The sequence below is a fragment of the Blastococcus sp. SYSU D00868 genome, from assembly GCF_054050575.1.
Genome location: NZ_JBJGZO010000002.1, coordinates 214,045 through 227,580 on the forward strand (window position 1 = coordinate 214,045; position 13,536 = coordinate 227,580).

General features: G+C 73.7%; 10 protein-coding genes. 4 read left to right on the forward strand and 6 right to left on the reverse strand.

Features of this window, described 5'->3' with window-relative positions; all coding sequences use genetic code 11:
• Nucleotides 1-2 precede the first annotated feature (2 nt).
• The 6 genes from ACI79F_RS02795 to ACI79F_RS02820 all read right to left on the reverse strand — a co-directional run bounded on the left by ACI79F_RS02795 (nt 3) and on the right by ACI79F_RS02820 (nt 8,307).
• A complete protein-coding gene (locus ACI79F_RS02795; RefSeq protein ID WP_456543408.1) occupies nt 3-1,001 on the reverse strand; it encodes an NAD-dependent epimerase/dehydratase family protein in 999 nt (332 codons plus the stop codon).
• Nucleotides 998-2,047 carry a Gfo/Idh/MocA family protein gene (locus tag ACI79F_RS02800; RefSeq protein WP_456543407.1) on the reverse strand — a complete coding sequence of 350 codons (1,050 nt, stop codon included), beginning with the start codon at nt 2,045-2,047 and terminating at the stop codon, nt 998-1,000. Before ACI79F_RS02800 ends, ACI79F_RS02795 begins: the two co-directional genes overlap by 4 nt.
• Nucleotides 2,048-2,075: 28 nt before the next feature.
• Complete coding sequence (locus ACI79F_RS02805; RefSeq protein WP_456543406.1) at nt 2,076-3,044, reverse strand: nucleotidyltransferase family protein; 969 nt, start codon at nt 3,042-3,044, stop codon at nt 2,076-2,078.
• Complete coding sequence (locus ACI79F_RS02810; RefSeq protein ID WP_456543405.1) at nt 3,041-4,345, reverse strand: nucleotide sugar dehydrogenase; 1,305 nt, start codon at nt 4,343-4,345, stop codon at nt 3,041-3,043. Before ACI79F_RS02810 ends, ACI79F_RS02805 begins: the two co-directional genes overlap by 4 nt.
• Nucleotides 4,342-6,270: a polysaccharide biosynthesis protein gene (locus ACI79F_RS02815; protein WP_456543404.1), complete on the reverse strand. Its 1,929-nt coding sequence runs from the start codon at nt 6,268-6,270 to the stop codon at nt 4,342-4,344. The genes ACI79F_RS02810 and ACI79F_RS02815 overlap by 4 nt, the downstream gene beginning before the upstream one ends.
• Before the next feature lie 888 nt (nt 6,271-7,158).
• The gene (locus tag ACI79F_RS02820; RefSeq protein WP_456543403.1) at nt 7,159-8,307 is read right to left on the reverse strand and encodes a glycosyltransferase family 4 protein; all 1,149 of its coding nucleotides are present in this window, start codon (nt 8,305-8,307) and stop codon (nt 7,159-7,161) included.
• A 310-nt stretch (nt 8,308-8,617) separates the two neighbouring features.
• Between ACI79F_RS02820 and ACI79F_RS02825 the strand changes: the two genes are divergently transcribed.
• The 4 genes from ACI79F_RS02825 to ACI79F_RS02840 all read left to right on the forward strand — a co-directional run bounded on the left by ACI79F_RS02825 (nt 8,618) and on the right by ACI79F_RS02840 (nt 13,014).
• A complete protein-coding gene (locus ACI79F_RS02825; RefSeq protein ID WP_456543402.1) occupies nt 8,618-9,400 on the forward strand; it encodes a polysaccharide deacetylase family protein in 783 nt (260 codons plus the stop codon).
• Nucleotides 9,393-10,559: a glycosyltransferase gene (locus ACI79F_RS02830; RefSeq protein WP_456543401.1), complete on the forward strand. Its 1,167-nt coding sequence runs from the start codon at nt 9,393-9,395 to the stop codon at nt 10,557-10,559. The genes ACI79F_RS02825 and ACI79F_RS02830 overlap by 8 nt, the downstream gene beginning before the upstream one ends.
• Nucleotides 10,556-11,224, forward strand: coding sequence for a sugar transferase (locus ACI79F_RS02835; protein WP_456543400.1), 669 nt, complete (start codon nt 10,556-10,558; stop codon nt 11,222-11,224). Before ACI79F_RS02830 ends, ACI79F_RS02835 begins: the two co-directional genes overlap by 4 nt.
• A gap of 101 nt (nt 11,225-11,325) precedes the next feature.
• Nucleotides 11,326-13,014, forward strand: a complete 1,689-nt coding sequence (locus tag ACI79F_RS02840) for an ABC transporter ATP-binding protein (protein ID WP_456543399.1) — start codon at nt 11,326-11,328, stop codon at nt 13,012-13,014.
• Nucleotides 13,015-13,536 lie beyond the last annotated feature (522 nt).

The following is a 13,536-nucleotide window of genomic DNA, read 5'->3' on the forward strand; positions in this document are numbered from 1 at the left end:
GCTCACGCGACGCTCGGCGCCGCCGGCGCCCGCTCGCCCAGCCACCACTCGACGAGGCCGCGCAGCCCCTCGTCGAGGCCGATCCCGGCCTGCCAGCCCAGCCGTTCCCGGGCCGCCGACACGTCGGCCAGCCGCCGGGTCACCGCGTTGACCCGCCGGGCCTCCCCGTGCACCGGCGTCAGCTCCGACCCCATCGCGTGCAGCAGCCGGTGGGCCAGCTCCAGCAGGCTGGTCTCCTCGCCGGACGCGATGTTGAAGACCGCGTCCGTGACGTCGGCCCGGGCGGCCAGGACGTTGGCGCGGGCGATGTCGGCGACGTGGACGAAGTCCATCGTCTGCCGTCCGTCGCCGAGGATCAGCGGCGGCTGCCCGGTGGCGATGCGCTCCATCCAGCGGATGAGGACCTCGGTGTACAGGCCGTGGACGTCCATCCGCGGGCCGTAGACGTTGAAGTAGCGCAGCGCGACGTAGTCCAGGCCGTACATCGCGTGGAAGCTGCGCAGCATGCCCTCGTTGAAGGCCTTGGCCGCGCCGTAGAAGGTGTCGTTGTTGTACGGGTGGTGCCGCTCCGGGGTGGGGAACTGCTCGGCCAGGCCGTAGACCGACGCCGACGACGAGGCGATCACCTTGCCGACGTCGTGCTCGACCGCCGCCTCGAGGACGTCGAAGGTGCCGTCGACGAGGGACTCCAGCGCCAGCCGCGGCTGCTCGGCGCACTGGGTGATCCGCAGCGCCGCCAGGTGGAAGACCAGGTCCCTGCCGCGGGTCAGCTGCCCCAGCAGCGCGCGGTCGCGGATGTCCCCCTCCACCAGGCGCACGACGTCCGGGGCCCGCTGGACAGCCGCCTCGAGGTTCGAGACCCGTCCGCGGACGAGGTTGTCCAGGACGACGACCTCAGCGGCGCCGGCCGCCACGAGGTGGTCCACCACGTGCGAGCCGATGGTGCCGGCGCCGCCGGTGACCAGCGCGCGGCTCCCGGCGATCTCCACGGCCGCGCTCACGCCGCGGCCGCCTCGACCGGGACGGACAGCCCGTGCCGGCGCAGGCTGGTGCTGGCGGCCTCCAGGAGCGCGAGGACGCGCAGGCCCGACGCCCCGTCGGTCAGGGGTGGCCGCCGCTCCGAGATGGCGGCGGCGAACTCGGACATCATCGAGCGCAGGGCCTCCCGCTCGGGGAGGGCGGGCGCGACCATGTCGCCGATCCGGTAGGAGACCCGGGTCTGGTTCCGGGCCTCGATGCCGAGGGCGGCCGGATCGCGGGGCTCGATGCCCCGGTCGTAGACGGCCAGCCGCTGGGAGGGGTTCAGGTCGTCCCAGACCACGGTGCGGCGGGAGCCGCCGACGATGGTGGTGCGGACCTTCGTCGGCGAGAGCCAGTTCACGTGCACGTGCGCGATCGCCCCGTTCGACAGCTCGATGGTCAGGTGCGCGACGCAGACCTGTCCGCACTCCAGCGGGTCCGATCCGTGGGCCGACACGCTGACGGGGACGACGTCGTCCGGCAGCAGCGTGTCCAGGATCGAGAGGTCGTGGGGGGCGAGGTCCCAGACGACGTCGACGTCGGACTGGACCAGGCCCAGGTTGATCCGCACCGAGTCGAGGTACTGCAGGGCGCCGATCTCGCCGCTGCGCACCAGCTGCCGCAGGTGCGTGACCGCCGGCGTGTAGCAGTAGGTGTGGTCGAGCATGAGCACCCGGTCGGCGTCCTCGGCGGCGCGGACGACCTTGGCACCGTCGCTGAGCGTCGACGCCAGCGGCTTCTCCACCAGCACGTGCTTGCCCGCTCCCAGCGCGGCCATGGCGATGCCGACGTGCGTCGCCGCGGGGGTCGCGATCGCGATCGCCTCCACGCGCGGATCGCCGAGGACGGCGCCGAGGTCGTCGCTGACGCGCACGGTGCTGTAGCCGCCCAGGACCTCGCGGGCGCGCCGGACGTCGAGGTCGCAGAGGTACTCGAGCCGCAGCTGCGGGATGGCCTGGGCGTTGCGGACCAGGTTGGGTCCCCAGTAGCCGGCCCCGATCACCGCCAAGCCGATCGGTGTGCTCATGGCTCCTCCCAGCGTCGTCCGGTGCGGGTCACGAGGGCCGTGCCTGGAGCTTCCGCCGCCACGTCGGCGGGACCGGCGAGCGGGCACGGGCCCCCGCGGGAGTGCCGTCGCGGCGCGGCTGTCCGTCGGCCCACTGGTGGCCCGCGCCCGCCCACACCGAGAGGCCGGTCACGTCCGCGATCGCCAGCCGCTGCCACGCCGTCCGAACGGCGTGCGCGAGGACCTCCTCGGCATTCCACGAGACGGCCAGTCTCATCAGCCGCGCGCGGTCCCAGGCGCCGAAGAGGACCGCCTCGGCGACGTCGCGTTGCCGCAGCAGGCGGGCCGGCCCGGGATCGTCGCCCGCGGCGCGGCAGCAGGCGTGCAGGAGCCGCTGCTCCTCCCCCAGCGCCACCAGCTTGCGGTCGCCGATGCGCAGCTCGCGCCGGTCGCCCCACAGCGCCTGCCCGTCCACGGTGACCCCGGGCGGCATCGGGTGCACCGTGGTGTGGCACTCCAGCCGCAGTCCGGCGGGACTGTCCAGCATCGCGCCGCCGTGCCGGTCGGGGTGGGCCTGCCACCCCCTGCCCCGGAGCACCTGGATGGCCTGGTTGATGTCGGCGGGCCGCACGAGCAGCTCGATCGCGGCGACCGCCCGCAGCGCGCTGTCCCGGTAGTCGAGGCGGACCAGGGCCACGTCGCCGAGCACGCGGGACCCGATCCCGACCCCGTCCAGGACCCCCGCCACCCAGACGAGCTCGGACTCCAGCCGCCGGGAGCCCGCGACCTCGGGACCGTGCAGCGCGAGGAGCGCTCGCACCGCGGCCGGCGGCAGGCGCAGGCCCCCTGCCCTGACCGAGGCCAGCACCATCCCGGCGATCCGGTGCCGTCGCGCGATCGCCACCAGCGCCGCCGCCTCCTGCTCGGACAGTTCGTCCCGAGGGGGCTCGCACAGCGAGCCCGGCAGCCCCACCGCCACGACGGCGGTCAGGACCTCCTCGGACACCGGCGCGGTCACAGGGTCACGACCTTCGCGCGCGGCCGTCCGCCCGTGGCGTTCCGGGCATCGAAGAGGAGCCCTGCCTGCTCGGCGACCCACTCGATGTCGTACGCGGAGTGCGGGGTCAGCAGGAGGACGACGTCGGCCGACCGCAGGGCCGCCGCGGACAGCGCCGACCGCCGCAGCCTCAGCCCGTGCTGCCGGATCTCGGGGACGAAGGGGTCGTGGTAGCTGATGCGGGCGCCCCGGCCGGCCAGCCGGACCAGCACCTCCACGGCCGCGGACTCCCGGAGGTCGCCCACGTCCGGTTTGTACGTGACCCCCAGGGCGAGCACCCGGGCGCCGCGCACCGGCTTCCCGTGGTCGCTGAGCGCCCCGACGACCCGCTCGGTGACGTAGGTCGGCATGTGGGCGTTGATGTCCTGCGCCGTCTCCACGAGGCGGAACGGGCGCCCGGTGTCGCGGCGTGACTGCCAGGCCAGGTAGGTGGGGTCCAGCGGGATGCAGTGACCGCCCACGCCGGGCCCCGGGTAGAACGGCATGAACCCGAACGGCTTGCTCGCGGCAGCCCGGATGACCTCCCAGACGTCGATCCGCTGCTCGGCGCAGAGCGTCGCCAGCTCGTTGACCAGCGCGATGTTGACCATCCGGAAGGTGTTCTCGAGCAGCTTCGCCATCTCGGCGGCGCGGCAGCTGGCCACCGTCTCGACGTCGTCCACCAGCTGCGCGTAGAAGAGGGCCGCCGTGCGGGTCGAGGCCTCGTCGATGCCGCCGACGACCCGCGGGGTGTTGCGCAGGCCGTACTTCAGGTTCCCGGGGTCGATCCGCTCCGGGGAGTAGGCCAGGAGGAAGTCACGGCCGGCACGCAGCCCGCCGTGCTCCAGGAGGGGGCGGAGGACCTGCTCGGTCGTGCCGGGGTAGGTCGTGGACTCCAGCACCACCAGGCTGCCCCGCCGGAGATGGGACGCCACGTCCCGCCCGGCGGCCTCGACGGCGCGCAGGTCCGGCCGGTGCTCGACCACGGGCGTCGGGACGCAGATGACCACGACGTCGCAGGCACCGAGGACGCCGGGGTCGACGCCGAACGACAGGTGCCCGGAGTCGACAGCGGCGACGAAGGTCCCGTCGTCCACGCCGGGGACGACGTTGCGGCCGGCGGCGAGGTGCCCGATCCGGTCCGCGTCGACGTCGACCGCGTGCACGGTGAGCCCCTCCACCGCCGCGGCCGAGGCGAGCGACAGGCCGACGTACCCCTGCCCGACGACGCCGACCACGGCCTCGTGCCGCGCGATCCGGCGCTGCAGGTGCTGCGTCCTCATGGCCGCGCTGCCTCCGTGGCCGGGCCCGCGGGCGCGGGCGCGCGCAGGACGACCGACGCGTCGGCCCAGCCATGACCGGTCGGCTCGCCCGGCAGGGCGGGATCGCACGGGACGGTGCCCTCGGGGACCACGAGAGCCGCGCGCAGCGCGTCTGCGTCGTCGACCTCGGCGAGATGGCGGAGCCGCGCGATCCGCGCCGCCAGCTCGGGAGCGCTGGGCAGCACCGGCTCGACGCTGAGGATGCTCGGGTGCTCGGTCTCGCGGACGCCCTCCTCGGGCAGCCGGAGCTCCTCGTGCAGCTTCTCGCCGGGACGCATGCCGGAGATCCGGATCTCCACGTCGGTGCCCGGCCGGCGCCCCGACAGCCGGATCATCCGGTGCGCGAGATCGAGGATCCGCACCGGTTGACCCATCTCCAGCATGAAGAGCTCCCCGCCCCGGCTCATCGCCGCTGCCTGGAGGACGAGTTGCACGGCCTCCGGGATCGTCATGAAGTAGCGGGTCATCCGCGGGTCGGTGACGGTGACCGGGCCGCCGGCCTGGATCTGCCGGGCGAAGGTGGGGATCACGCTCCCGCGCGAGCCCAGGACGTTGCCGAAGCGCACTCCGCACCAGGCGCGACCGGACGCCCGGCTGCTGGTCAGCACGACCTGCTCGGCCACGCTCTTCGAGGCGCCCATGACGCTGCTGGGGTGGACCGCCTTGTCGGTGGAGATGAGCACCAGGTTGGCGACCCCCACCTCGTCGGCGGCCTCGACGACGTTCGCCGTGCCCACCACGTTGGTGAGCACCGCCTCGCCGGGGGCCGCCTCCAGCATCGGGACGTGCTTGTGCGCGGCCGCGTGGAAGACGACCTCGGGCCGGTGCCGCGCGAAGATCCGGCCCAGCCTCGCGGCGTCGCGGATGTCGACCAGCTCGGGCACCGCCGCGTACGGGAGGGTGGCCAGCACGTCGTGCAGGTGCGTCTCGTCGTGGTCGAGCAGCACCAGGACCTCGGGGGCGCACATGGCGACCTGGCGGCTGATCTCGGCCCCGATCGACCCCCCGGCCCCCGTCACCAGCACGCGACGTCCCTGGAGCAGCGACGCGATCTGCGCGGCGTCGGCACCGACGGGCTCCCGGCCGAGCAGGTCGTCGATCTGGAGGTCACGCACGTCCTGCAGCCGCAGGCCGGAGCGGACGAGGTCGTCGCCCGCGGGCAGGACGCGCAGCGGGACCCCGGCCCGGTCCGCGATGCCGGCGATGCGCGCGACGACCATCGGGGATGCGTCGGCATCGGCGAGCACGATCTGGTGGGCGTCGAGCTCGGTCAGGGCGGCGGGGAGGTCGGCGATCCCGCCCAGCACCCGGACGCCGTGCAGCGACCGCCCCCACGTGCGCGGGTCGTCGTCGATCACGCCCACGGGCACCAGTCCGCCCTGCTCGTGCAGCTCCATCTGCCGGACCAGCTCGGCACCGGAGCGGCCGGCTCCCACGACGACGACGTGGAGGCCGGACCCCCGCTCGCGGCTGTCGGTCCGCCGGCGGAAGGAGATGAGGCGGGTCTGGAAACGGGCCAGTCCGACGAACATGGTGGCGATCAGCCCGGCCACCAGGGCGACGGTCAGGGGCACGAACCGGTGGACCAGGTCGAGCAGCACCACGAGGGTGGTCGACAGGCAGCCCGCGCCAAGCACGCGGCGGGCCTCGACGACGCCCGCGTAGCGCCACAGCTGTCCGTAGACACCCGTGACGGCGTTGACGGTGACGAAGATCGTGCAGGCGATCGGGAGGAAGGTCAGCAGCCCCTCCCATGCTCCCTCCACGACCTTCCCGTCGTAACGGAACAGCAGCGCGAGGGCCATCGCCGCGGAGAGGAGGACCGCGTCCTGCAGCACCAGGACCACGGCGGGGCGGATGCTCGCCAGTCGACCGACGAGCGTCACGGGGAACGCATCATCGGCAGGCTGCCGCTTCCTGAGCAGGGCCATGAGTCCCCCTTGGGGACGCCCTGCTTTCGACGACCCCGCTGCTTGGGCACTTTCGTGGAATCACATCTATGCGACGCCGGGGGACTGTAGCGACGACGCCAGTCCGGGCCAAGCCTTTCCGTCACGAAATTGCGGGTTAGCCACCACCCATGGTTAACGCAATTGGCCGTTGGTCGTATTCCTCCATGAGAGTTGAAACATTCCTCCACCACTCTGGGTCAGGAGACATCTGCAAGGCGTTATTCGTTCGTGATAGACAGATCAGTTCCCGAACTCGGGTGCCGGCCAATTGTGGGACGGCGAAGGCCGGCGGCGCGCTCGCCTGCGGCCGTCCCGCCCGCGCGCCGGCTCTGCCTCCGCGGTCCCCCGGGCCGCCCGGCGGAGGACGGTCAGGGCGGACCGGCGGCAGTCGTGCCGTGGGTCGCGGCAGCAGGGCCCGACGAGGGCGGCGGGTCGATCGTCCTGCCCGTCCGCCCCCTGAGCCCGTGCCGGCCCGAGCAACCGCATGCGGCCCGCTGACCTCTCGGATCGCCATGCGGCAGGTCCGCCACCGCCCGCCACGGTGGCGCACCCCGGCCGGACGTGCCGGCCCCGAGGTGTGCCCGGTCGACGTCCTGCTCGAGCAGGACCCGCATCTGTCAGCCACCACGGCCGAGGCGGGCCGTGAACCCGAACTCCTCGAACGTCACGATGACCGCCACGACTCTCATGCGGCACCCCTACCGGTGCTCGCGGAGCGGTGGACCCCACCGTGGGACCGCGGCCCGCCTCGGCCCTGCGTGGCGGCACGACCCGGGGGAGCCAGGGCCGGCTGGTCGCATCTGGTCGGCGACCATGCGGCGCTCACCCCGCCCGGTCGGCCGCTCGACGTGCCGGTGCCGGGTGGAGCACCTCAGTGGAACGACGGGCGATCGTCGCCCAGACACGCGCCGATCGCAGCTCGGCGGAGCGCCGCCATGCCTCGCGGGCGAGGTGGTCGAAGTCCTCGACGAGCCGCAGGAGTCCGGATGCGAGGGACTCGCGGTCGTCGGCCCTGACGACGACACCCGCCTCCCCGATGATCTCGGGCACGTTGCCGACGTCGGTGCCCAGGCACGGAAGGCCCGCCGTGAGCGCCTCCACGTAGGCGATGCCGAAGGCCTCGTTGCGCGTCGGGAGGACCAGGGCGTCCGCGGCCGCGTACACCCGCCCCATCTCGTGATGGGGCAGCCTCCCCAGGACCGTGACACCGTCCGGAGCGGGCGTCCCCGGAGAGCTCCCCACCACGGTCAACGTCAGCTCGGGGTGGCGCTCCCTCACCGACGGGAACACGTCGAACAGCTCCGGTCCCCCCTTGCGCTCCCACTCCACCCCCACGAAAAGGAGGTCCCGGCAGCGCCGCACGGGCCCTTCCCGGACGGGGATCTCCATGTTGGGGGCCGCCCCGGTGACGACGATCCGGTCGGGATCCACCCCGTACCGCTGGACCAGCCAGTCACGCGTCGAGCGGCCGAGGACGAAAACGGCTCTCGCCCCCCGCAGGAGCCTGCGTTCCCGGGCCAGCCACCGAGGCGTGGCGGCCGAGGCGTCCCACCCCTGCGCTGCGCCCTCCAGGCCGACCCGATCGGTGATCACGACGTAGGGGACGTCGGAGGGCGGATGCGCCGCGACGATCGTCTGGACGTAGACCATCGCCTCGCAGTCGTAGAGCCCGTCCCGCGCGAACATCCGCTGGAGTCCCCCGACCCACGCCCCCGTCTTCGCCCACGTCGTGGATCGATGCGCCCGGGCCTCGAGAAGCGCGAGCGCACGGTGCGGATGGAGCCCGACCCGCCTCGCCAGGCGCTGGACGTCCACGTCGATCACAGCGCCGGGAGTCCACGAGTCGGCGAACTCGGCGAGGAGGGAGATCGCCGTGCCGGAGAACGCGCCCGAGCGGACGACAGCCAGCCGTGGCCGGATCCCGGCGGCCTTCGCCCGCCAAGCAGGGTCGAGGTATTCGTAGACCGGCACACCCACCCCCCGTCCGGCGAAGCGATGAGGGCCAGGCGCACCTGGCGATCGCACAGTCCGACACAAACGTGGAATCGGTCGGCCCGAGTGATCCGGAGCTCGGGATTCCGGCCATTTCTCCGTGCATTCCTGCACTCCGCGGCGCACTGTATCGACGGGCCCCTCCGACGCCAAGGTCCTGAGCCGCGCGAAAACGCTCGACCACTCCGGGTGAGCGAGTGGTGGCATTTCGTCAGTCGTCCGACGGCGGATTGCTCGACGGCGCACGAAAGGGTGCACCGACGAACCGGGCCGCGGCTACCGTGCCCGCGTGCGGAGAGCCCTCAAGGACGTGCTGGCCTGCCTGTCCGGGCGACCGGCCCGGGGGTGCACGGTGCTCATCTACCACCGGGTGGGCGGTGGGTCCACGGACGAGCGGGACGTGGCCATCCCTGACTTCGAGGCGCAGCTCGACGAGCTGGCCCGGCACGAGGTGCTCGGTCTGGACGACGCCCTGGACCGGCTGGAGCGCGGCGACGCCAGTCCGTCGGTCGTGCTGACCTTCGACGACGGCTTCCGGGACGTCCACGAGCACGCCTGGCCGCGGCTGGAGTCGGCGGGGCTGCCGTTCACGGTGTACCTCGCGACGGCGTTCGTCGGCGGCACCATGCACTGGGACGGGTCGACCGCCAGGGCCGCCGGCCCAGCACTGAGCTGGCACCAGATCGAGGAGATGGCCGCGTCCGGACTGGCCACCGTCGGCGCCCACACGCACTCCCACGTGCGGCCCGAGCGGCTCACCCTCGGGGAGCTCGAGCAGTGCGACGTGGCCATCGAGGCGGCCCTGGGGGCACGCCCCCGGCACTTCACCTATCCGTGGGGGATCCCCGTCCCGCGCGTCGAGGACGAGCTGCGTCGCCGTTACCGCTCGGCCAGCACCGGCCGGCTCGGCCGCAACCTCCCCGGCGCGGACCTCGCCCGCCTGCGGCGGGTGCCGGTACGCCGTACCGATCCGATCGGCTTCTTCCGGGCCAAGCTCCGTGGCTCGCTCGGTCCGGAGCGCGCCTACGCAGGGATCGTGGCGGCGGCCAAGCAGGGCGGCCTGCGTGCCTGACCTCCCGGTGCTGCGCGGACGCGGCGGGCGCCGGCTGCGGGTCGGGCACCTGACCACGGTCGACATGAGCCTGGCGCTGCTGCTGTCGCGCGAGCTGCAGGCGGACGTGTCAGCAGGCCTGGAGACGTTCGGGCTGAGCGCACCGGGCCCGTTCGTGGGCAGGGTCCAGGAGCTGGGCGTGGCCCACGTCCCGATCGCCGGCCTCACGCGCGCCTGGCAGCCACGCCAGGACCTGCGGGCCGGACGGGAACTCGTGTCGGTGCTGCGCCGGCTGCGCCTGGACGTCCTGCACACGCACAACCCGAAGACGGGGGTGCTCGGGCGGCTGGCCGGGCGGCTCGCCGGCGTCCCTGTCGTGGTGAACACCTGCCACGGGTTGTGGGCCGGCCCCGGCGACCCGTGGCGACGCCGGTCGCTCGTCCTGGCCGCCGAGGCCGTGGCCGCGCAGGCCTCGCACGCCGAGCTCTACCAGAACGCGGCCGACCGTGACCGGTTGCGTCCCTTCGTGCGGCCGGCGCGCTCGAGGGTGGTCGGCAACGGGATCGACCTCGAGCGCTTCCGGCCCGATCCCGCCGGGGGTGCCCGCGTGCGCACGGAGCTCGGCATCGGCGCCGACGAGCTCGTCGTCGGCGCGGTCGGGAGGAGGGTGCGCGAGAAGGGATTCGCCGAGTACACCGCGGCCGCGCGGGCCCTGAGCGACCGGGCGCGCTTCCTGTGGATCGGTCCGGACGACCCCGACAAGCCGGACGCCGTCACGGTCGACGACCCCGCCGTCCGCTGGATCCCCGCGCGGACGGACATGCCGGCGGTGTACTCGGCACTCGACGTCTTCGTCCTCCCCTCGTACCGCGAGGGCTTCTCGCGGTCGGCGATGGAGGCGGCCGCCTGCGAGCTGCCGATGGTGCTCAGCGACATCCGCGGCTGCCGGGAGCTGGGCACGCACGAGGAGCACCTCCTGCTCACACCACCCCGGGACGCCGGCGCACTGACGGCCGCGTTGGCGCGGCTGTTCGATGACCCGCTGCTGCGCAAGCGGCTGGCCGCCGCCGCCGGGGAACGGGCCCGGGCTGCGTTCGACCAGGTGGAGGTGGCCGCCTCGTCGCTGCGTACCTACGCCGCGGTGGCTCGCCGCCGCGGGTTGGGCTGGGAGGTCGCATGACCGTGACGGTCGGCCACTACCGCGGCGGCGACGGCCTGCGCCGCGCCGTCGACGTCTCGCTGGCTGCGGCGGCTGCGGCGGCGACCGGCCCGCTGGCTCTGGTCGCGGCGCTCGCGGTGCGGTGCTCGATGGGGCGGCCCGTGCTGTTCCGCCAGCAGCGCACCGGCAAGGACGGCGTCGAGTTCTCCATCTGCAAGTTCCGGACGATGCGCGCCGAGCGATACCCCGGAGAGCCCGACCCGGCGCGCCTCACCCCGGTCGGCCGGGCGCTGCGCACGACCAGCCTCGACGAACTGCCGCAGCTGTGGAACGTGCTGCGCGGTGAGATGGCGCTGATCGGGCCGCGCCCGACGCTGCCCGAGCAGGTCGTCCACTACACGGCACGGCAGCGGGGGCGGCTCGCCGTCCGGCCCGGGATCACCGGCTGGGCCCAGGTGGTGGGCCGGAACAGCATCAGCTGGCCGGAACGGATCGAACTCGACCTCTGGTACATCGAGCACCGCGGCTGGCGGCTGGACGGACGCGTCCTGGTGCGCACCGCGTACCGGTTGTTGCGGCCGAGCGGGGTGACCGCCGAGGGCGGGATCAACCCGGGCTTCCCCGGGCCGGAGTGCACGGATGCGCCCGCGGACGGCGCGGCGGATCCGGCGGCGTCCGCAGCATGAGGGCACCGCGCCGGTCCGGGCGCCTCACCCGGCGGCTCCCCTTCGGCCGGCTCTGGATCTCGCTCGGTCCGTACCTGAGGGGCCAACGACGGTGGCTCGTCGTGCTCGGTACGGCCGCGATCGCGTCGGGGCTGCTGGAGGCCTTCGTCCTGTACGTGGTGGTCAACGTGGCGACCGCGCTGGCGGGCGGGGAGGACCACCTGCCTCTCGGAGCCGGCCCCCTCGGCAACGCCGAGCTCTCCATCGGCGGCGCCCTCGCCGTCGGGGCGGTGGCGGTCTGCGCGCTGATGCTCGTCAACGTCGCCGCGAACGCGCTGGCGGCACGGACGGTGACCAGGTCGGTCCTCCGTGCCTCGACCGCGGCGTTCGACGCCTTCCTCCGGGCGGACTGGTGGTTGCAGTCCCGGGAGGGCGAGGGCCAGCTCCAGCAGGCCCTCACGGGCAACGTCCTGCGGCTCTCGCACGGCCTGACGCAGCTCATGACGGCGATCTCGGCGGGCTTCAACCTCGCGACGTTCATGGTGGCGGCCTTCGTGATCAGCCCGCTGGTGGCCGCCACGGTGGTCGTCGGGGTCACCGTCGTCGGTGGCGTCCTCGTGCCGCTGTCGGCGCGCACGCGCTCGATCGCCCGTCAGGGGGTGCGGGCCACGCACGAGTTCGCCGGTGAGATCAGCCAGGCCGTCTCGATCGCCAGGGACGTCCACGCCTTCGGGGTGGAGGAGCCCGTCGCCCACCAGGTCGCGCGGGCGAACCAGGAGGTGCAGAAGGCCCAGGCCAGGGCGCGCTTCCTGCAGGGCGTGACCCCCGTGGCGTACAAGAGCCTGGCGCTGGCGCTCGTCATCGGCGCCATGCTCGTGGTGCACGAGACGGCGCCCGACAGCGTGGCCGACCTGGGCGCCATCGTCATCATCCTCGTACGGGCCCTGTCGTTCGGGCAGCAGCTGGCCGGCGTCACCCAGCAGGCACACGAGACCGCTCCCTACCTGGAGCAGGTGGCCGCCCTGCGGGAGACCTACGAGGCGGCACGGCGTCCGCGCGGTGACCGCGCCCTGACCCGGGTGGAGCGCGTCGAACTGCGCGATCTCTCCTACGGCTACGACCCGCACCTGCCGGTCCTCCGCCACCTCGACCTGACCGTCCACGGGGGCGAGGCGATCGGGGTCGTCGGGCCCTCCGGCGGGGGCAAGTCGACGCTGGTGCAGGTGCTGCTCGCGCTGCGCCGCGCGGACTCGGGGGCCTACCTCGTCAACGGCGTCGACGTCGACGAGTACGCCCCCGGGCACTGGGCGCGTCACTGCAGCTACGTCCCCCAGGACAACCGCCTGGTGCACGGGACCGTCCGGGAGAACATCCGCTTCTTCCGCCCGGGCCTGACCGACGAGGACGTCGAGGCGGCCGCCCGGCGGTCCCACCTGCACGAGGACGTCAGCCGCTGGGACCTCGGCTACGACACGGTCATCGGCCCCGGGGCGCAGGACCTGTCCGGTGGGCAGCGGCAGCGGTTGGGGCTGGCCAGGGCGCTCGTGACCCGCCCCGGGCTGCTCGTCCTGGACGAGCCGACCAGCGCTCTGGACATGCGGTCGGAGGAACTGGTCCAGCGCACCCTGGAGGACCTCAGGGGGTCGGTCACGCTCGTGATCGTCGCTCACCGGCTGAGCACCCTGAACCTCTGTGACCGCATCGTGGTGCTCGAGCAGGGCCGCGTCGCGGCCGTCGGGACCCATCACCAGGTCGCGACGGACAGCAAGTTCTTCCGCGACGCGCAGCGCCTGTCCGGTCTCTTGCGGTGAGACGCCCGGCTCGGCGACGAGGCACCTCCCCGAGGTCAGAGCCCGCACAGCCGGCGGGCGACGTGGCCCCAGGGAGCACCTGCACAGCGCTGTCAGTTCCTGATGGGCATGGCTCACCTCCCCCCAACGGGACGAGCCATCGGCCGGTCTCCCGTTGCACCCCCACGGTGAGGGGTGCCGTCGGCACCGCGGCAGTCCTACCGTGCCCGCGTGCGGAGACGCCTCGAGCACGTGCCGGGTGCGCGACCCGTGCGGCCCACCCGGGAATGCACCCTGCGGATCCACCACCGGGTCGGGGCCTCGAGCCCGAGCTCCGTCGTCGCTGCCGCCCGTCGAGCACCGGCCGGCTCGGCTGCAACGCCCGGGGGCGGTCCTCGTCCGGCTGCGATGGGTGCCGGTGCGCCGCACCGACCCGATCGGCTCCTCCGGGCCGAGCTCCGCGGTTCCCTCGGGCCCGAACGGCCCACGCCGGCATCGTGGCGACGGCCCAGGCCGGTGGTCTCCGTGCCTGACCTCTCCGGA